The sequence below is a fragment of the Fructobacillus tropaeoli genome (assembly GCF_001047135.2).
GTDB classification, from domain to species: Bacteria; Bacillota; Bacilli; order Lactobacillales; family Lactobacillaceae; genus Fructobacillus; species Fructobacillus tropaeoli.
Genome location: NZ_DF968086.1, coordinates 1 through 19,349 on the forward strand (window position 1 = coordinate 1; position 19,349 = coordinate 19,349).

Here is a 19,349-nt window from a genome sequence, read left to right on the forward strand (position 1 = left end):
TTGTCGCGCTTTGTGGAACTTTCGCTACATTTGTCGCGCTTTGTGGAACTTTCGCTACATTTCCAAACGGTCTTATAAATAAAACCGTTTGGCTGCTGCTTCGCAGCTATGTGGGCTTTGCCCACACCCATAATGATTGGTGCTACTTGGAGATCACGACTGTTAAACCGTGTTCTGTCTTAATCTCTTCAACTGCTAGCAGTACCTGTTCTGATTGTTGGGCTGGATAAGAGGCGATAGCTTGAGAGTGTGTTGCCCGTCCAATTTTATTCCACTCAAAGAAAAGCCCAACTGGGTTGTCAAATTGTGGTAAAACGACCCGTAAGGAATAAAGGGTATTGGGTGCTTTCAGCCACAGTGGTGTAACGTTTTTTAAAATTTCCGCTTTGATTGATTCCGTTTTCATTTGATAACCTCCAGGTGGCGAACTAATTCGTATTGATAATGTTTACTTCCAGACCAAAAACCACACTCATCAAAGGCAGTCACTTCTTCGATAACAGGCTTTGTCGGTTGCTGGTCCGTTGAGGTCTTGTTGACCTGTACAAGCACCTTTCGATGATTGGCGAAAGCCTCCTGACATAGGAACTGCATATCATAAATTGGGGTTTCTTCTAACCAAGTGAGCTGTTCTTGACTAGCCTGCTTAGTACGATTAATTTTCTGGGTATGATCAGAAAGAAAGAAGCCGTTCCACTTGATTTTGCCGCGCTCCCGGTAATCTTGTTCAAAGAAAACTTTAGCACGACGAATCGCTTCTTCATTCATAACTATTCCCTCCATTATGACCACCAACAAGGTTGCCACGTTCCAAAGCAGTCCCTCCTTTTTCATAAGAAATCGCTCGCATTACTGCCGTACTACCAAAACGATCACGTAACTGATCCAGTAGTTGCTCGACATGATTGGGCGCTTCTTCGGTGGTGGCATTAAATAAATCAATCTGTTCTTGGTTATCATCGATCAGATCACCATAAGCTACATAAATGTTCCGAATTGACGCCCCAGGCCAATTCTTGCGGAAAATACTCAAGACAGTTTTTATCAAAACATTGCTGTGGTTACTGGGTTCTATGCGCACTGTTTGATGAAAGCCATGTGTCCCCTCCTCTTCAATAGCTGAATAAGGATAGCCGATACTCAGAGTGACGAGGCGAGCCTGTTTCTTGTGGTGCCGAATCCGAGCAGCAACTTGATCAGCTAACTCGCTAAGCACTACCTCAATCTCTTCTTGTCTACGATAGTCACGGGGTAAAACTTGCGAATTACTGTAAGACTTATTCTTGACTGTTAGCTTTTCAGTTAATTCAGAACGGTCAATCCCCCAGGCTAAGGCATATAGCTGTTCACCTATCAAACCCATTTTTTCACGCAAGGCATAGGGATCATAGTTAGCTAAATCACCCATCGAGTTAATCCCCCAGTTATTTAGCTTTTTAGCCGTTCGTTTTCCAATACTCCATACATCAGTCAAACTGGTAATCGGCCACAGTTTTTCCGCCACATCTTCATAATGCCAAGTCCCCTTTAAATCTTTGGCGTGTTTGGCTTCAATGTCTAGGGCTAATTTAGCTAAAACAGGACTGTCACCAATCCCAACAGTTAAGTAAAGACCCATGCGGTCACGTGCTTCTTTTTGGATTTTCAATGCCACTTCTTCTGGACTACGACCGAATAAGTGCCAGAAACTGGTCATGTCTAAAATGGATTCATCAATCGAATAAGGTAAAACGTGCTCTTGATCGACGAACTCCAAAAAGATTTCGTTTAAGGCCAGGTTCTTTTCGATATAGAGGTTCATTCTCGGGTTGACCATCATCAATGATGAAGTGTTAGGTAGCTCTCGTTTACGAGTAACATTACTAATACCCAAGTGCTTTTTGGCCATTGGTGAGGCCGCTAAAACAAGCCCGCCATTGGTATTACGTTGTTCAGACAAAACGACGAGTTCAGCCTTTAGGGGGTTCAACCCACGTTGGACACATTCAACGCTGGCATAAAAACTCTTTGAGTCAATGAGAAAGAAAACGCGACGCGCTTCTTTTTCATAGACTGATTGTAGTTGTTCAACGCTCATCTTGTTCACCTCTTTAAAACATAAGAATAGTATACGAACATCTGTTCGTATTATCAAGAGAAAAGGTTGATAATAGCAAAAGAAAAAGCCCCCTACTGTTTGCAAGTAAAGGACTTCTGATTTATTGATAGAAATCATTCAATTAAACTGTTGATTTGCTCAGCATACGGATCCAGTGAAATAATAGTTGACCTATTTTGAACAGCCCTTTTAAAGGTTGGTGTAGAGTTCAAAAAATCAAGCTCTTCTAAATTGACAATTACTTCTGAAGATGTGTCAATGGGAACTGCATGCGCTATTTTTTCTACTTTAAGGTCTTTCCTATATTTGTATTTCCCGCTAACGGTAAATAGATGAATCTTGCCGTTAACGGGTATAGAGACGATATCCCCTTCCTTCATATTTAGCAATTTAACGAAGTAACCAGCAATTTGACCAATATATGTGTCTGACATCTCACGATAATACTGATTATTTTCTTTCTTCTTCAATTTATTAATTTCTTGTTTAACAACCTTACGAATATTATCATCTGATTTATCATAATTATTTTTTTTAGTAACTCATTAATATCACCTAAATCATTCCAACTAATACCAATAATCTTCTTCTCTCTAAACGTCTCAATTAATTGCTTACCATCAATAACTGAGCCTACTTTATAATAATTTGTTTTTTCATTTGAAATTTTTGGATGTTCTTCAATTTTAAATGTGAAGAAAGAGGAAAGTGGTGTTTTTATATTTTGATAGACAAGCTGTGATATACAAAAAACAATAAAAACGGCCAAAATTGATGCCCATGCTTGAAGGAATACTTCTCTAAGATCCCCCAATGCTGTTGGAAGAGAAAAACATGCGAGAACAATAAATTATTAAAATGGGCAATATTATTTTTATGTTAAATTTTTTCATTATAGACTGTGCTCCTATGCTAAATTGTAGCAAGAAAATTATTAAACTTTTATGCAGTTTCGATTTGATCATGAGTCATTGCTACTTATTAGGTAACTTAATTTGATCTTTGATTGACTCTCTTGCTTTTTCGTATTGATCGAAGGATCTTTGCAAGTTTCTTATAGGTTCTTCAAGATAAAGTTTTCGAATTTTTGGTTCCTCTGTATGTTTTTCTAGAAATTCATAGTGGTCTATTTTATTTCCGAAATTAAGTTGGTGACCTCTATTATATCGATCTTCTTCTTTTCGATATTGTGCTAATAAAATAGCATAATGTCTCCGGCCATCTAGTAAATCAGCATAGTTTTTGATAAAAGTTGATAGGGCCTTACTTGCTGGTTCATCAAACAAAAAATTAGAAAGATTTGCTCGACTATTAAGATCGCTGATTTTTTTCAAAAATACATTTTGAGCTTCAGGATAATTTAATGGGTTCTCGTAAACGTCAAAGGGATTAGGAATAACTGCCCTTAAGCTTTCTAATTCAGTGCAATTAATCATAGCTCTAAAGTTAATGGGATTCACTTCTTGATAATTTTCGTTCAATTTCAAAATGCTTTTTTCAGCAACTATGACTTCGTATAACTGTTCGGAGAGTTGGAAAGTATTGAAACGTTTTTCTAAAAGCTCAAGCTTATTCGATTGTTTTAGTGTTCTGTTTGTTTGCCATAAAGACCAAGCACTGGTACCTAAAGATAGAATAATACCTAGTAGAGTTATCCAATCTGAAATTACCATTTTAACTGCTCCTTTTTCTAATAAGTTTTATCAGTCAATAAACTTTGAAATACTTTTTCTTACTTCCCGTTCATCACCGGCCACATAAAAACGGACACCATACAATTTGGTGTTGCTATTTTCGCCAATAATCTCAATATTTTCTGGGGAGATACTTGTTAACAAATCTTCTTTCCACTGATCTTGAGCTAATAATTGATTACCCTTAGGTTCAAGATAAAGCTGATAGATATAGGATTCATTGGCAAGATACAAAACAAAGTCCGGCAAAAATCCAGCATAGTGCGAAACTGTACCGGAAAAGGCATGCAGTTTCAGATTGGAATTTCGTTCATCACTACGAATCAGGTAGACATCTTGGTAACGTTCTTGCAACTTTGCAATGTAGCCACGAACCAATTCGATTAGGCTTTTTTCTAAGCCATCGACAATTGCTTCATCATAGACAAACCAGGATTCTTTTTTCAAATCATAAGCGGATATAAGTTCACTTATTCCAGCGCCTTTATGGTTGATAGGAACACGTTTCTGATAATCCTGTATGACTTCTTTAATGGGAATACCCAAGAACCGATTCGTTCCCCTTTGACGCTTATAATTCATCACCAACATGCGTTGAATATAAGCGAGATATTTTTCCACGACCAGTAACTGCGTAGCTCGGGGCAGCTCTTTTACAGCGCCAGCTGAAACAATTGCTTGAATTTCTAGAATGTTACCTAACCATTCTGGCGCCTTTCGAAACTCCTCCAAAGAACTAAGGGTAGGCATGTACTTTTTCATATTTTGAAAACGGAAAAATGGATTTCGAGCCATCGCCTTTTTAACGAGTTGATCATCCATTTTAACGAGACGTGTCTCCGTCTGTTGAGAAGAATTTTCTGGACGAAAGGCGCTCTCTTCTAGGGTGGCCGTTTCAATATTGACAGTTGGTAATTCGGCTATTGAAACACCATATTTTTCGAGACCATTATAGTCATTTTCAGGGATATCCTCGACTTCGTTATAGTAGAGCTTTCCTTGTTGATAGACATGGGAACGTTTAAAAGAATCTTTGACGCGCGTTGTTAATAGTTCAAAATCTTGGTCATCTTCTACCTGTAATTGCATGGCCTCAAATGATTTGGTTAGATTCTCAATATACTTTTTATCGTTGATGGTGTGATAATGCAGTGACTCCAAAATCTGTCGTTCAGGTGTCGCGTGGTCAAACCTTCTGGTAAATGATGTCGCCCCTTCAAAGACAAAAGGATTATATCGCGCCCCACGTCCAATTAATTGTGCCTCACTGTTCGTTTGATTCTGGGTAATTGTTTGCTCCCCAATGCGAACAATATCATAGAGGTTTAAAACATCCCAACCTTCCGATAGCTTAGCAACCGCGAAGATAGCACGAAACGGGTTGTTCGGCTCTTCTAGAGTGTTTAGATTATGAAAGTTATTAGTGTCTTCTAAGAGGCTTTTTTGGCTGGTATCGTTGACGTTAATCGTATTTAAAGCCTGAAAATCACGTTGTAATTCGCGTACGAGCACGCCTAAGTCAACCGTCTGATAATAGCGATAAGCTTGTCTTAAAGTAGAGGACTGAGTAGTCTGACTCTGATCGTTGATGAAATTAGAAAGGGAGTCGACTGTTAGTTGCTCAATAATCGTTAGAAATTGATTGCGTGCTTCTTTGGAGACGTCAATTTTATTGGATTTAAACAAAATAACCGGTTTGAAGTCTGGAATGCCAGCTTGATGAGCCATTCTTTTCCGATACTGCGAGAGTAAAATCGCATTTAGCATCTTAGCTTGGTCATCATCATTGGCTTGTAGACGAGCAATTTTTTTCGAATAACCAGCTTCCTGAAACTGTTTTAAATCATACTGAAAAATGACCTTATCCCGGTATTTCTCATAGATGGTTTCATTATTTAAATCAATAGTGGCCGTAAACTCTAGTTGCCGATTTGCTGGGTTCGATTGACGTACGCGATCTAGTGTATATTCCCAGGCCCTATTTTCCTGATCCTTTTTACTCTTTGTACCGGCAGAAAAATGGTGGGCTTCATCAGCTAAAATAATGAGTTTTTGTTTGGCTAAGTCCTCATAAGTTAATCCATTTTCACGCGGGGTGTTGAGTTCATTTGCTAGTGTTTGAATGGTTGTCATTCGTAGATAAATGACACCGGGTTCTGGATTCTTGGGGAACTGCTGGACTTCTTTTACTTGCAAGTTAAGTCCATCAATACTTAGAGGTTGCGAAAACAGATATTTGGGCGACTGCGTATTCACCATGTTTTCGCGAGTCTTGGTAATCACGGCATTTGTGTTGACCACAAAGAGAAAATTTTGGTAGCCAAATTCTTGGTAGAAATAAAGGATATCAGCGGCCATAACGTCGGTTTTACCGGACCCTGTCGCCATATGAAAAAGGAGCTGATTAAAACGACTAGTGACGTTATCATCTTTTTGTGTGTAGTTGAGATGATAAAGCGACTCTTTTTGATAGTCACGTAACTGATGCTTGAGGTTGTTTTTGATGTAGTCGGGGTAGGTAAAATTATGGCGAGGCTCATCATTTTTCAAAAAATTATGGCTATAGTTTTGAATTTCTTGAATAATGGGTAGAACTAATTGACGAGTAATTTTCTTGGCCATTAGTCGTCCTCCGCATAAAAACTTTTGTTAAAGGCAATATCATTAGAGGACATTAATTCTTGGACATTAGCGTCATCAATATTGCTGTAAGAGTAATAGAGTTGATTCTTGTCTAATACCTTGATGAGGAGTTTTTTCTTGTTATCGAGTGGCATTTCCTGATATTCAGCATCTTGTAGAACTTTGTCCAGATCGACCCGAAAATCAAGGTCTGCCGCACCTTCCAGCATAGGAGTGACGACGTCATTAAGTGCGGAAGCGTTTTGGGCATTTTGAATATCGCGCAGGTAGCCTTGATTTTTTTCCATCAATTCCGCATAGACAAAGGAACCACCTCCCTGCCAATTAACATCTTTGGAGATTCCGCCTTGCTCACCAGCAATCACTTTTTTAAGGCGTTCAACAGAGACCGTTTTAATGTAGTCCATCTGTTCAATTCCAATAAAGCGACGGTTCATTTTCATGGCGACTGCCTGAGTGGTTGCGGATCCCATGAAGAAATCCAACACAATATCTCCAGAAAGACTATTAGATTGAATAACTCGCTGAAGTAGTTTTTCTGGCTTTTCTCCATTTTCAAACGTTACTTCGCCACCCTCTTTACTGATGGATGCCCACGATATATCGTCCCACAAAGTACCAGCTTTTTCTGTTTTATATACAACTCCTTCTTCTTCAAAAGCTGTTGCCGAAAGAAAGCTAACAAGTCTTTTTGTTTTTCCAATAAATCCTACATCAATTTTTTTTCCTTTATTTCGTCCAGAGATAGGTGCATATCTAGCTATAACAAATTCATTTTTATCAGAAACAGCGTTTTTAACCCTCTTTCTAATACTAGTTTGTGCATTCTCAGTAGTAAATATTTTATTTAAATATTTTACATACACATCTGTTTCAGGTATACCTTCTTCCTTAGAAATTTCAGAAATGCTTTTTATCTTGAAGTTTTTTACTTCAAATAACTCAATGGGCTTACCTGAACCATCAAGGGTCTCGCCAATTTTAACTAATTCTCCAGAATCAACTAAGACAGATTTATACGCGAATGACTTTCCTGAAGATTTACGTTCTTGAATATACAAATCTAACGGAACCGTTTTATTTTGAATGTTGATTTGTGCGAAGTCATTTTGATAAATAGTAATAAACTCTGTATTTTTCTTTAATTTTTTATCTTCTCCCCCTCCTGATGCTCCACTTGAAGACTTCGTTTTAACCGTAACAGTGTTTAAATAATGATTTCTTCCAAAAACCATATCCATTACTACCTTAAGATATGCTTGTTCACCATCATCTGTATGAATAAAAATCATACCATCATCTGATAATAGTTGTTTGGCAATTTCCAATCGATTAATTATAAAGACTAACCATGAAGCATGATTGAATTTATCATTATAAGCAAAAGAGTCGGAATTAGTATTGTAGGGAGGATCTAGATAAATCAGTTTTACTTTACCAGCATAGCGTTTTTTCAAACTATACAACGCTACTAAATTATTTCCTTTGATAATTAAATTATCGCCATCAAAAGTATCAACAGATTCGCCATCTAAATGCTCTTTGTCATATTTAGTAGCATTTTTAAAGATTTTAGGTTCTAATAATTCATCAATCTCAGACTTAGCTATGGTTTCATTTAGAAACACTTCGTCTGTATCTTTTTGATCTTCTTTGGTCATACCTGCCTTTAACACAGTATCTTTAAAAGGAAAATCTAAGACTACGTCAGCGGTTTCATCAATAAATTTATTTCCGGCGTTTAGTCCAATTTTATTTTCGAACCTAGTGTAGCTGTCTTGCCAGTATTCCTTATAGGTGAACATTTCAATAAACTGATTAAGCTTAAACACTTCAATATTTTTTTCATCAACTAAAACGTTCTCTGTATAGGTATCGTGAATCAGTTGATTAGACAGCAATGCTTTCATCAGCATTGGGGTATATGCGTCCAAATCTTCAATGACTTTGTTTCGCTTTAAATTACCATTACTAGTAAAATATGTTGAACCGAAATCTTTTAAAATTGATTTGGTTGTTGCCATAATTTTGGAATCTATCATTGACCTAATTACTCCATTTTTAAGGTGCGTTATTTATTGTTGTTTGCTTACTAAAATAGTATAGCATGTTCATTATCTGTGGATTTTTACCACCTTTTTGGATTTCAGTACTTAATTGATCCAATGGTACGTTTTTTAGTGTCATTCGACCGCGTTCGTTATCAATTAATAATTGAGCATATTAATGATATTCAACACAATATGTACAAAAAAGAAGACTTACTGGAGCCCTCTTCTTTTATTTAAATTCTGGTTTGAAACCAACAAACTGACTGGCCTTGTAAGTTTGTACCTCAAGCTTTCCGGCTACTTCAAAGGACTTCCCCTTTTTACTTCTCGCCTTGAAAGCAATTCGTTGATCATCAAGCAAGTCTTCAATCTCTTGTTCAGTAAATTTGTGGCCAGAAAATACGCCTGAGAAGGACACTTCTTTGCCCCGCCAAAGTCCAGTTACCTTTTCCTTAACCGGGCCTTTTGATTGTTTTTTAGTTTCTTTTTGGGCCCCAAGATTGTCCTTTAGCTGTTTGGCATTCTCAGCCATAACAGGAATGTCATGGTTGACCGTCAAAACAATCGAGTTCATTGCTTGATCAGCGCTTACTTCAAAACGGCCAACTTGGTCAAAAATCTCAAAAACCCGTTTGGTGGTTCGAGGATCCGCTAACCAAGTGTTTTGTGCCATGATGGCAACTGCTTGTCCATCTTTGGTTAGATCAATCTTCCCCTTTTTATCAATGATATAGGCGTTTTTACCGCTTGAAAGCTCCCCATAGGTACTGGTTCTGGTGGCACCGGTGCCAATATTGTTCTTTTCTAAGAAGGTTTTCAGCCATTTCCAGGTGGGTGCAGTTGGCTTACTATTTTGTCCTTCATGAATAAATAGGTTTGCCATGGTACCAAGCCCATGGCTGGATTTGTCCTCCTCATCGTTATCCTGGTCTTGATAGACGGCCTTCCAGCCTAGTTTGGTAGGTAGGTTAAGCGTCGTGATGAAGTCAGGATAATCTTGTAGAGCACCCTTAATCTGCTGGTAATGATAATCTTCTGCGAACATCGCCAAGAAGTTCTTAGCCAAGACCTCATAAATTCGCTTAGCAGAATCCCCAAAGGAACTAAGGCTATCTAAATCCTTTGGCACTTTAGTTCCGGGACGGTTAGCACCGTGAGCGCCTTCTTCTTTCACATGGCTAGGACGTGGTTGACGATGAGTAAGCAGTGCCTGATCAATTCCAACGAGGCTTGCAATTTGATTGACTAAAGGCAGCATGTCTTGAAACTGCTCTGGTGTGATCGTTTTATCTTCGGTTCTGGGATAAGAAACAATCTGAGCTTCATACAACTTCTGATAGGTCGCCAAGACCGCCTTGGCTTTAAAGCCTTCTTTGGATAGGATAGCCGACAATGAGGCCAGGTCTAAGAGCTTAGGTGGCACGGTTTTCTTATCAGTTACGGATAACTGTTGGACAGCACTGCTTTCCTGGTAGCTCTCGGCTGCCATTAAGGCTTCTTTCGTTGCATAACGGAAAGGAACTTCTTCTCCCTTCTCGGGTGCTTTTCGTGCGAAAACATTGCCATTCTCGTCTTTAAAACGATACTCAAAATATGGCACCTTAACATAGTTCTTAATTGCTTGCAGTTGCTGGTAAATCTTGAGCAACATGGCGGACTTTAAGCGGCCTTGTCTTGACACAATTGAGTACCCTTCCCCACGAGTTAGGGTAGTGGCAGCACGGGTCAACTGCATAGAAGCAAAGTCCCATTTATTACGGGCCAGCCCCTTCTGATAAGCGCCATGTTGTTCCTTGCCCTCGATGGCCGTTAAATTATTTAAGGCCTTTCGTAAGCTCTTAGGGCTTTCATCAGCGAAACTAGCGCGATAGACTGGTCCTGTCCATTTAATGGCGTCAATGGCTTCCCAGGCCAGTAGGTCACCTTCACCAGATGGGTCCGTATCGGTGGCAATCACCAAAGCGTCGGCTGTCGCCGACTTCTTCTTCAAGTCATCGACAAGCTTCTTGGTGCTCTCCATCTTTTTAGAACGGAGGTTCCAAGACTTCAAGTAAGTTCGCTTCCAAGAAAGGTCTTTTAAATCCCAAGGTAGATCTTTTAACTGCCAGGATTTGTACTTTTCTTTGAGATTGCCAGGCACCTGGTCTTGTGGCTCTTTAAGGGTCATCACATGACCCCGTAGGTTTGTTAGTTCATAGTCGTAATTCGCAAAGTGACCTGTCAGGCCACCGAGTGCTTTTTCAAAGTTCTTCCGTGCGGAAGGTTTTTCGGTCAAAATCAGATATTTTGTCATGTTCAGTCACTTCCTTTCAGAATCCAAATAATGAATGCTGTAAGCACAATATTGCAAAGAACAATCTGAGTCGATGCTTGATCCATACTTAGTAATGAGATCATCAAATTCTTTTTTACTCGTCATTTTTTGTTCGACCCACCTACTTTCTTTACTAGAAACAATTCCTTTTATATAGCCAGATATTTCAAAATCGCCATCAAAGTCAGGTTGCTTATTAAAAGTGAAACTTTTGGCTTTTTGGTCATACCCTACTTTAACAACGGAAGGGGGGCAGCTTAAACTGTGCTTCATGTTCATCAATTTCCTTCATATCAAAAATGGGTGAAAGTCGAATATTAAGGCTTAAATCCGACAGCCATTCTCCGTTGTCCAGCTTGATTGCTGGGTTAACAATAAGAATTTTGTCATACTCTAAATGGTATTTTTTATCAGTCATTTTATATCCTCCTAAAACGATCTTCCACATTTGTGAAAGAAATTCTTCTACCTTCAAAAGCTTGAATTGCAAAAACAACCAAGCTGGTTTAATAAACCTACAATACTCCGTTTCTTATCATTGTTCTTTTTACTGGACGTGATATAATGAAGACATAAGAAAAGCGATGTTGCTGGAACAACACCGCTTCCCTAGCAAACCCGTTAAACGGTGGCTAGCCTTCAGATTATTAAATAACCATCAGCCGGTCAAAGCATGGATGGTTATTTTTTTGAGCTAATTTGATTAGTTCAATCACAATGCCGATAAACGTTAGAATAAACATTCCAAACGCTAACAACAATGTGCAGACATCCTTTGCGGACATCAGGCTTCTCCTTTCCTAGGATAATGTGGGTTATGATTGTAAAACCATAGGCACCACCACCTTTCCAGGATAGCCACCATCTTCACTTGTTTGCATACCAATATTATACCATAAACGCCTTAACCATGCGGGTTTTAGCGCTTTTTATTTGTTGACTTTTGACTTGCTTTTAGTCAACAACTCGAACATTACTTCAACTATCGCGATTAAAAGCGGTAGCCAAAGTAGGACTGTTAATAACAGCCAGCTCAATAGTGAGTAAAAGTCACCTGACTGTTCGGCTGGTAGAGCCGTTTGCAAACTTCCCCCAAATACAAGAATCATCATTCCAAAGGAACAACGTTGTGCCCAGCGCCACCAATATAAATCTAACTGTTTACAAACACTCCATACTGTCGTTAATCCTGATTGTTTCATGTTAGTTCTCCTATAAAGATGGGCCACGCTGTTGAGCGGCCTTTTTGTTTTGTTCTTGATTATCATTGTGAAACTTCGATTCGATTCCTCTGTAGTAATCGAGGTTTTGAACGGCTTGTTCGTATTGCGTATTGAGTAGGTCACGACTTTCCATGATGGCGTCCAGTTCTCTTTTATAACCCTCAACGATACGAGGATTGGTCAGGTCTTTGGCCATTTCTTGTTTCAAGTCCACAATCTTTTGATCAAGTTCAAAAAGTTTTGACTTGGCCTCTTCAAGAGATTCCGTTAGTTTCTGGTCAATCTGTTTAGCCTGGCCACTTTGCAAAGTTCCATCACCATGGCTGGCATAGAAGTCGAGCGCTCTTAGGTAGTCGTTAATTGTATTTAAAACGGGCTCTTTTCGAACCGGTTGCTTGCCATTTTGACTAGAAAGTTGTCGAACCAGTGTCTTTCCTTTCATGTACCGTGGTGTTTTACTCTGACTATTGAAACTAGCTTCTGGTCTTTCAGTACGGTTTTCCGTTAGCTCAAAGAAGTCATCGTCCTTTAAGAAAAAGAGATAGTTACCGTTTTCCAGTGGATCTAAATATCGTCCAGGCACAAACACTTGGCCGCGTCGATCAACGCCAAAGTCAACGTTTAAATAAAGACCATGCTCATTCGATGAATCAATTTGAAAGGGTTCAATTTCCAGTTTCCAGGTATAGTCCTGGCTGGTTTCTTGGACCGTATCAATGTATTCGTTGAAAACATCTTCCACTGAGACATCGAGATTATTTTGTTCAACCAGCTTAGCAATGTGATCTAACTGATAATAATCTGTGTCCTTTTTATTTAAGGTTCGCGCGCGGGTCCATTGTTGCTGGTCACGATCTTTCAAACGAAACTTCGTGTGCTTTCCCTTGTCGTTAATCTCTAAGGACAAAGCTGTGGCCTTTTCAAAAAAGTCTTCCTTCGAGTTTGACCGTGCAATTAAAAAGTCCAGTCGGCGCTTAATTTTCTTCTTGAAAATATTTTGCGCCTGCCACTTGGTGTATTGGGCGTGATTATTGCCAGGACGCTTTTCAATAATTTTGGCACCATAACGACTGGCAATTTTATCACTAATTCTCTCAAAGGTTTGTTTCGTTTGTTTTTGCCAGCGAAAGGCATTACCCGTTAAGGAATTAGTTGAATTAAAGATAATATGATTGTGTAAATGTCCCTTATCTAAGTGAGTGGCGATCACAAATTGATGATTCCCACCAGTTAATTCCATGACAGTTTGCCGACCAATTTCATGAACTTCGTCTGGTGTTAGATCGTCATCAGGACTAAAAGATTGAATCAGATGATGGGCTAAGGTTGATTTACCACGAGCCAATTCTTTTTCAAATTGATCAGAATGAAAGGAGGCAACTTTTCCAAACTCGTCAAGGGCTAAATGTTTTCCTTTGGATAATCCAGCGATATATTTGGTTCGTGTGAAGGCTGCCGTCGCTTCATTTAGGTTGTTCAATAAATGTCCGCTAACCATTTTCTTTTGTTCAGTTTTATTTGCGTCCGCAATATAAGCAAAAGCGTTTTCTAAATAAGAATTCGATGGATCAATTACTTTTGCCTCGTCCTTAACGTAAGCGGCCGTGTTTCGTAATTGGGTAAAAGAGTGAACAACCTTGTGCTTTGTATAAACCAAATTATTCCCTCCTCTTTTTTGTGAGATGGTTCAATTTTTCTTCAAGTAAATTGCTTAGTCGTTCAATTTCGTCGGTCAATTCTTGAACGTCATCCGGGCTAACTTGTTTATAAATGTTAGCGGCTTTTGCTAATTGATTGACATTATTTCCTAGCTTACTGATCTCATAATGTAAGTCGTTTAGTTCCGAAAAGTCTTGAAAATAAATCTCACCATCGAACAACATTTGATAAGCAAAAGCTTGAAAAGTTTCGTACCCACTTTTCTTAATTCGTTTACTTAAAATGTCATTTTCCCGATCGGTTAACCGTAGTATTTTTTGAACTTTTCTATATCTATTCTTCGAGTCTTCCAAATATTTATCTCCTTTTCTGTTAATAAAAAATTGTCATTATCTGCCTAAGAAAGAGGGTATCCAAAAAGTTAACAAAAATAGGAAAATTATCTTTGCAAGCAGAGCAAGTGGATAGCCACTTGCGACATTACCGCTCAAAAAAAGGCCCTCCTTCGGCCTCTTTTTGCTTGCTAAATTTTGGGGTTTCACCCCAATCCCCGGTAATGTCTGCGTCATTTTTTAAAACGTTTTTAGTTCATAATTCTCAAAAATGTCGGTCACGATTTCTTCATAGTTTGCCTCATTTTCTTCGTTTTCCAACCAAAGAATCGCTTTTTTTAGATCCTCTTTTTCAAAATCAATGGCACTCTTTTCGTAACCTTCGAGAGCATTTTCGAGGTAATGTAACATGCCGACTCGATCTATTTTGACATCGTTTTTGTCTAAAATAATTCGGCTAAAATCAACCGTTGTCTCTTCAACAATTACCCCAATGATGAGTTCTTTTTCTTCATTATTCATTTAAATCACGTCCTTCTAAGGTTAGTTTTCGTGTATAAGATTGGCTATTCTTATTTGCTTGCGCTACTTGCCTTTTACGTTCTTCTTCGGCTCGATTTAGGTGGGCCCCAGCACCAAAGTGTTTATTTTTTATCGCTGAGGCCCCTTCCTTTTTGAGCGAGTTGGGTCGTTTTCTCGCTTCGATTGGGACGACTTTTCTTGATTTTTTGTATTGGAATTTGTCTGCTTTCCACGATTTCGGACACGGTTTAGTGGTGAAAAATGTTGCACAGATTCGACTTGAAACTTTTCAATTCGGTTGTCAATATCGTCAATCATTTCGCTGGCAACCGCCGTAATTGTTTCAAAACTATCTGATAAAGCCTGTAAGTTTTCTTCATTCGGTTGCCAGTTTTTTAGGTAGCCAAAGGAATAATCGGACGAATCAATACCTAGTTTGTCCGACACCATATAGGCAATACTTTCTGCTTCAAACTCATTTTTGGCATAGTCTTGTGAACCGTAACGGTTCTGATCATTCTTGTGTAACTTACTGTGGGCAATCTCATGAATGGCCGTCTTGATCGTTTGCTTTTCGCCCATACCAGCCCGCAAAACAATCAAGTTATTGGCTGGCTGGTAAAAGCCTTTTACCTCCGGACGCTCCGTTTGTCCGATGGTAATCTTAGCGTCGGTTTCTTCATCGAGTGCTTTCATAATCGACTCAAAAGAAGACTTGCCTTTATCTAAATCACCCTCTAAGTCCTTAACTGGACTGATGATTTTTTCAGGATATTGGACTTGGGTCTGGTCAAAGACCGGCACTAAACGAAAGGCCTTACGAACAATTTTTTCACCATTTTCGTCGAGTTTTACTTTTCCATTCTTGTCTTTAACCCAATATTGAACGGGTGCCCAGACTCGAATTGACTTCGCTCCTTTCTTAACGGGGTTGTCCATTTCTTTCCATCTTTTGAAAGAAGCAACGTGAGTGGCGTCTGGATTTTGTCGATGAATCAAGAGACGATTTCGACTTGAGTAGTTTGGAAAACGATTTGAGAATCGCAAAAAGGCAGCGAACTGGTCAGACTTTAGGTAGTCGGCCATACCTGCTTTTATGTGGGCACTAACCCCTTTTGTATCTTCCTCTTTGATCAAAGTTTGTAATGATTTTTCTTCCGGCATAATTGTCCTTTCATACATTGCATTTTTGCGTAAGGTTCAGGGTCTTTGATAACTTGTTAGTTGGCCTTTTTGAATCGTTAGACTTTTCATCAGTGCTCCTCCTATAATTTTATTTATAGGAAATGAGCACGGGCAGGATAAGCCTTGAATTATCCCACTAGCTTAGGCTCTCCTTGTACATAAAAAACCACAGTAATAGCTGTGGTTTTTCTTTTTGTTAATTGAATACATCCGCTTACATTTTCAACCCCCGTTTTCGTGTTACTTTCTGCTGGGCTTTTTTGCAGTCAATGAGATCGTCAAAGGCCTTGTTACGGTCAACCTCCTGTAGAGCCGCCTTCATTTCGTCATCTGAGAAAGTTAAATCAGAATGTTCCAACTGTAAGGCCTCACTCATTGAGATAAAGTCATTAGCGTATTGCTTTTCACCGTATTGCTCAAGCAACTGGAAAGCCTTATCTTGAATACCAATCTGCGCACGGTCTAAAAGGTCACTGGCACTTAGTTCAATCGAGGCCTTCTCTTCCCACTGGCTGTTCATAATAAACAAGTCAGGGCGTCCCCCTTCCATGGCTAAAATGTCATCAGTTAACGGGTTATAAGCAAGAATATTCTTTTCACCTTGTTCCAGTCCTTCGTTAGCTTGTATCAAGCTGTCCGGTAGCTCAAAACGAATATGATCAGTTAAACCACCATTCTCAATGGCCATCTTATTACGCGGACTAGCCTCCATTGGTGTAGCTAAAATATCCTCCTGGCTAACCTGGTAGTTAAAGAAGAATGGGGCTACCTCTTTGAAGTCTTGATAGTTCAAGTTGCGAACCATTTCCGTGACTAGCACGTTGTCAAACTCATTGGGTTTATCCGCCATGGCCAGATCAGCGTTAGTTGTCAAGGTTTCGGCAACCCAGCCACCAGCGCTGGCCATTGTTTTCTTCAAAATGTCAGGATCTAGTTCTAACATCTTGGCCTTAACCCCTTGAAAGTAACCAATGGACAAGGCGCCGTCATTCACTATGGACTTCTTCATACTCTTCAAGGCCTTGCGACTTTGTGGATTCATTGCAGAATCGTTTTGACGCTCTGCCACCTTTTCAGGACTGACGGTCTCTTGGTGAGCATTGCTTATCAAACGAGGGTCAACGGCACTAAGAATGGCGGCTTCTTGGGTAGTTAGTTCAACGGGTGGGTTTAAATAATCCTTCATGTCATTTAAGAGGTCGCCCATAGCCATTTCATCATCATAAAGATTACCGTTGTCATCGAAAAGCTGACTAGGTTCTTGGTAAACCTCACTGGCCGTGGCTGGGTGAGGACTGTTTCCAAGCTCTAAGCCTTGCACAAACTCAGGGTCTGCCATTGTGTGGGCCGTTACATCAATCGCTTTCAGAATGGCTTGTTGCTGATTGGCCGCTTCATCAAAGGGCACACCAGCTTGTACAGGCCAATTTTCTGGCACCATACCTTCGGGGTAAAGAAAGTCCTCATAGACAACTGGATTCATTGGCTGTTTTGCCAATTTCAATAACCACTTCGCTTGCTCGGTCTTGGTGTAGCTTTGAACGTCCGTAAAGGCTTGCTGGTAGTCCGTAAAGAGTTCTTTGTTCGTTTCTCTTGTCATCGGTTCATTACTCACTTTCGTTTTGCTTTGCAGAAGTTCTTCTGCTGGTAAGTTTACATAGTGATTAGTGATTACTGCGGCACTATCCGCGAATAGTTCATCGGTGTATACGTCCATGTTAAAGTCGGGTTCTTCAGGAAGCCTCTTTACGAACTCAGCTCTGACATCTCTATACAGCCTATCTAGATCGAGGTGTTCGTTAAGCAAAACGATATAATCATCGTCTTCAAAAGCAGTCTCAAAAAGAGAATTCACGCTTCCCTCTAAGGTACTTTTATTAAATCCTTTTGATTCAAGATACTCGTCAGTTATTAAGGCTTCAGAATCAAGGCTTTTTGGATTCTTGTCCTGCTTCGCTAGTTTTACGACGTCGTTCCAATCTTTAATCGCTTGCCCCGCCGTACCTTGAGGATATTCGGCTGTGACAGTTAGGTTTGACCAACCAATCTTTTCGGTGAAGTTATGGCCAGCTTGATCATTATCAACGGCCAAATCAACTTTAATCGCTCCCTTCTCGTAGGTTTGCTTATCATTAAGAAAATCAAGTAAACGACTCTTCTGTTCATTGGCCATTGACGGGTTCAACCAGTCCGCCACCGCATAACTAATCGCCCCCTTCTTCAAGCCATTCGTGGACACTAACAGCGTATCTTCTAGCTCTGCTTGATGAAGTTGGTAATAACTCATCAAGTCGATGGGCGACTCAAAGGCTTTCACCTTTAAGGGTTGCTCTTTAGGGTTCTTTGACGGTGAGCCAACCGCAACCCGAAAACCAGCATAGCCGTCGCCAAGATTGCACTTGAGGTGTTCTCGTTTGCCATAAGCTTCGTTCTTCCAAACGCCTTGCAAGGAAACACCAGCCACTTCTCCGTTGGATAGTCCTTTAAAGACCAACACCGGTTCGGACTTTTTCTTTTCAAAATCTGTTGTGTAAGAGGCCTGGGCTAAGACTCCTTGTTCTCTGAAGAAGTCGATTGTTTCTTGAGTCAAGCCCCGTTCTTCGGTTAAATACTTTTCACCAGCGTTCATCACCTTGTGTTCTTTTAGCTTGTACGCAAAGGGTGCGCGCGGTGCTACTGCTTGATTAGCCTGATCAGAAGGAATGCCTTCCATCGCACCCAGAATCTCCGTGGCCTCAATGAAGCCCACATCTCGGACCATCTGAACCAGCTTCAAGGCGTCCCCACCATCACTGCGTGAGTTCCAATAAAAGTTGTTCTTGTCGGGCACAAGGACTAGCGAATCGTGTTCGGTCCATTGATAGGAACGCCCAGTTTTTTCGAGTTCCATACCTAACTGTTTGGCCACGTCGATGATGGACATCGTCTTGGCTCGTTCAATTAGCGCACTACGTTCTTTAAAGTTCATTCTGTTTCCTTTCCAAACAAAAAAGCCCACTAGCAAGTTAGTAGGCTTTCTATTCATTTCACTATTTAGGTTTATGGTCGCAATACTGGGCCTCGACCACGGTTGGGATTATTACCGGCCTTTAACTTAGCGTTTTCATGGGATAGTTCTAAATTCCGTGATTTTACTTGACTAAGTTCAGTTTGCAAAGCCTTCTTTTCCTCTTCAAGCTTTTCGATCGTCCTTTTTAACTCAACTACTTTCATCATTTGGGCCTCTTTTTGGTCCTTTGTATTGCTAAGATATTTTTGCAAATTGCTCACCGCATCAAATGCAGTCTGATCATTTGCTTGAATCTGCATTCGTAAAAGTGCCTCCTCCTCAACGGACTTCCGCACGGCACCAACGCTATTGGTTAAGTTAATGAGTTGCTCCCTTTGGTTGGCACTAAAATTACTTTGCTTATCCAAAATCTTTTCATGCGCGTTTTCAACGGTTCCATTCTGTCTAGAGATGGTTTCCAATTGTTTAGTCAAATTTTTATTATCACGGTACATTTTATAAAATGTACCAGCAATTGCTGCCAAAGAGGCTAAAATACCACCAAGTTGAGTCCAAGTCATAATGCTAAATTCTCCGATCATTTTTTCTCCTTTAATGATACATAGTTAAGTAACAAAT

At 39.8% G+C, this 19,349-nt stretch carries 19 protein-coding genes; all 19 read right to left on the reverse strand.

Going from position 1 to position 19,349, the window contains the following annotated elements:
* Positions 1-142: 142 nt before the first annotated feature.
* The gene (locus AOQ32_RS06760; protein ID WP_059394147.1) at positions 143-406 is read right to left on the reverse strand and encodes a hypothetical protein; all 264 of its coding nucleotides are present in this window, start codon (positions 404-406) and stop codon (positions 143-145) included.
* Positions 403-768, reverse strand: a complete 366-nt coding sequence (locus AOQ32_RS06765) for a hypothetical protein (RefSeq protein ID WP_059394148.1) — start codon at positions 766-768, stop codon at positions 403-405. The genes AOQ32_RS06760 and AOQ32_RS06765 overlap by 4 nt, the downstream gene beginning before the upstream one ends.
* Positions 761-2,077 (reverse strand): Y-family DNA polymerase, encoded by a 1,317-nt coding sequence (locus tag AOQ32_RS06770; RefSeq protein ID WP_059394149.1) that lies wholly within the window; start codon positions 2,075-2,077, stop codon positions 761-763. Before AOQ32_RS06770 ends, AOQ32_RS06765 begins: the two co-directional genes overlap by 8 nt.
* Before the next feature lie 134 nt (positions 2,078-2,211).
* Entirely contained in the window at positions 2,212-2,568 is a 357-nt protein-coding gene (locus AOQ32_RS06775) for a hypothetical protein (protein WP_059394150.1), read from the reverse strand.
* The gene (locus AOQ32_RS06780) at positions 2,565-2,912 is read right to left on the reverse strand and encodes a hypothetical protein (RefSeq protein WP_207657369.1); all 348 of its coding nucleotides are present in this window, start codon (positions 2,910-2,912) and stop codon (positions 2,565-2,567) included. Before AOQ32_RS06780 ends, AOQ32_RS06775 begins: the two co-directional genes overlap by 4 nt.
* A gap of 160 nt (positions 2,913-3,072) precedes the next feature.
* The gene (locus AOQ32_RS06785; RefSeq protein WP_059394152.1) at positions 3,073-3,771 is read right to left on the reverse strand and encodes a hypothetical protein; all 699 of its coding nucleotides are present in this window, start codon (positions 3,769-3,771) and stop codon (positions 3,073-3,075) included.
* A gap of 30 nt (positions 3,772-3,801) precedes the next feature.
* Positions 3,802-6,414: a DEAD/DEAH box helicase family protein gene (locus AOQ32_RS06790; protein ID WP_059394153.1), complete on the reverse strand. Its 2,613-nt coding sequence runs from the start codon at positions 6,412-6,414 to the stop codon at positions 3,802-3,804.
* Positions 6,414-8,459: a site-specific DNA-methyltransferase gene (locus tag AOQ32_RS06795; RefSeq protein WP_242976724.1), complete on the reverse strand. Its 2,046-nt coding sequence runs from the start codon at positions 8,457-8,459 to the stop codon at positions 6,414-6,416. Before AOQ32_RS06795 ends, AOQ32_RS06790 begins: the two co-directional genes overlap by 1 nt.
* A gap of 256 nt (positions 8,460-8,715) precedes the next feature.
* Positions 8,716-10,779, reverse strand: coding sequence for a DNA topoisomerase (locus AOQ32_RS06800; protein ID WP_059394155.1), 2,064 nt, complete (start codon positions 10,777-10,779; stop codon positions 8,716-8,718).
* Positions 10,780-10,785: 6 nt separating this feature from the next.
* On the reverse strand, positions 10,786-11,073 hold the full coding sequence (locus AOQ32_RS06805) for a hypothetical protein (RefSeq protein WP_059394156.1): 288 nt from the start codon (positions 11,071-11,073) through the stop codon (positions 10,786-10,788).
* Entirely contained in the window at positions 11,036-11,218 is a 183-nt protein-coding gene (locus AOQ32_RS06810; RefSeq protein ID WP_148666528.1) for a hypothetical protein, read from the reverse strand. Before AOQ32_RS06810 ends, AOQ32_RS06805 begins: the two co-directional genes overlap by 38 nt.
* 229 nt (positions 11,219-11,447) lie before the next feature.
* Positions 11,448-11,585, reverse strand: a complete 138-nt coding sequence (locus tag AOQ32_RS06815) for a putative holin-like toxin (RefSeq protein WP_083994454.1) — start codon at positions 11,583-11,585, stop codon at positions 11,448-11,450.
* Positions 11,586-11,729: 144 nt separating this feature from the next.
* A complete protein-coding gene (locus tag AOQ32_RS06820) occupies positions 11,730-12,002 on the reverse strand; it encodes a hypothetical protein (RefSeq protein ID WP_059394158.1) in 273 nt (90 codons plus the stop codon).
* A gap of 10 nt (positions 12,003-12,012) precedes the next feature.
* A complete protein-coding gene (locus AOQ32_RS06825; RefSeq protein WP_059394159.1) occupies positions 12,013-13,680 on the reverse strand; it encodes a relaxase/mobilization nuclease domain-containing protein in 1,668 nt (555 codons plus the stop codon).
* A gap of 1 nt (position 13,681) precedes the next feature.
* A complete protein-coding gene (locus tag AOQ32_RS06830; protein WP_059394160.1) occupies positions 13,682-14,035 on the reverse strand; it encodes a MobC family plasmid mobilization relaxosome protein in 354 nt (117 codons plus the stop codon).
* 219 nt (positions 14,036-14,254) lie between these two features.
* Positions 14,255-14,536, reverse strand: a complete 282-nt coding sequence (locus tag AOQ32_RS06835) for a hypothetical protein (protein ID WP_059394161.1) — start codon at positions 14,534-14,536, stop codon at positions 14,255-14,257.
* 129 nt (positions 14,537-14,665) lie between these two features.
* Positions 14,666-15,700: an ArdC-like ssDNA-binding domain-containing protein gene (locus AOQ32_RS06840; RefSeq protein ID WP_059394162.1), complete on the reverse strand. Its 1,035-nt coding sequence runs from the start codon at positions 15,698-15,700 to the stop codon at positions 14,666-14,668.
* Between the two features lie 235 nt (positions 15,701-15,935).
* Positions 15,936-18,689, reverse strand: a complete 2,754-nt coding sequence (locus AOQ32_RS06845) for a toprim domain-containing protein (protein ID WP_059394163.1) — start codon at positions 18,687-18,689, stop codon at positions 15,936-15,938.
* A gap of 71 nt (positions 18,690-18,760) precedes the next feature.
* Complete coding sequence (locus AOQ32_RS06850) at positions 18,761-19,312, reverse strand: hypothetical protein (protein ID WP_059394164.1); 552 nt, start codon at positions 19,310-19,312, stop codon at positions 18,761-18,763.
* Positions 19,313-19,349 lie beyond the last annotated feature (37 nt).

What these genes read in the sequence shown, in the direction of transcription:
- AOQ32_RS06760 (WP_059394147.1), bottom strand. Translation starts at nt 406, where the DNA reads ATGAAAACGGAATCAATCAAAGCGGAAATTTTAAAAAACGTTACACCA.
- AOQ32_RS06765 (WP_059394148.1), bottom strand. Translation starts at nt 768, where the DNA reads ATGAATGAAGAAGCGATTCGTCGTGCTAAAGTTTTCTTTGAACAAGAT.
- AOQ32_RS06770 (WP_059394149.1), bottom strand. Translation starts at nt 2,077, where the DNA reads ATGAGCGTTGAACAACTACAATCAGTCTATGAAAAAGAAGCGCGTCGC.
- AOQ32_RS06785 (WP_059394152.1), bottom strand. Translation starts at nt 3,771, where the DNA reads ATGGTAATTTCAGATTGGATAACTCTACTAGGTATTATTCTATCTTTA.
- AOQ32_RS06790 (WP_059394153.1), bottom strand. Translation starts at nt 6,414, where the DNA reads ATGGCCAAGAAAATTACTCGTCAATTAGTTCTACCCATTATTCAAGAA.
- AOQ32_RS06795 (WP_242976724.1), bottom strand. Translation starts at nt 8,459, where the DNA reads ATGGCAACAACCAAATCAATTTTAAAAGATTTCGGTTCAACATATTTT.
- AOQ32_RS06800 (WP_059394155.1), bottom strand. Translation starts at nt 10,779, where the DNA reads ATGACAAAATATCTGATTTTGACCGAAAAACCTTCCGCACGGAAGAAC.
- AOQ32_RS06805 (WP_059394156.1), bottom strand. Translation starts at nt 11,073, where the DNA reads ATGAAGCACAGTTTAAGCTGCCCCCCTTCCGTTGTTAAAGTAGGGTAT.
- AOQ32_RS06810 (WP_148666528.1), bottom strand. Translation starts at nt 11,218, where the DNA reads ATGACTGATAAAAAATACCATTTAGAGTATGACAAAATTCTTATTGTT.
- AOQ32_RS06815 (WP_083994454.1), bottom strand. Translation starts at nt 11,585, where the DNA reads ATGTCCGCAAAGGATGTCTGCACATTGTTGTTAGCGTTTGGAATGTTT.
- AOQ32_RS06820 (WP_059394158.1), bottom strand. Translation starts at nt 12,002, where the DNA reads ATGAAACAATCAGGATTAACGACAGTATGGAGTGTTTGTAAACAGTTA.
- AOQ32_RS06835 (WP_059394161.1), bottom strand. Translation starts at nt 14,536, where the DNA reads ATGAATAATGAAGAAAAAGAACTCATCATTGGGGTAATTGTTGAAGAG.
- AOQ32_RS06840 (WP_059394162.1), bottom strand. Translation starts at nt 15,700, where the DNA reads ATGCCGGAAGAAAAATCATTACAAACTTTGATCAAAGAGGAAGATACA.
- AOQ32_RS06845 (WP_059394163.1), bottom strand. Translation starts at nt 18,689, where the DNA reads ATGAACTTTAAAGAACGTAGTGCGCTAATTGAACGAGCCAAGACGATG.
- AOQ32_RS06850 (WP_059394164.1), bottom strand. Translation starts at nt 19,312, where the DNA reads ATGATCGGAGAATTTAGCATTATGACTTGGACTCAACTTGGTGGTATT.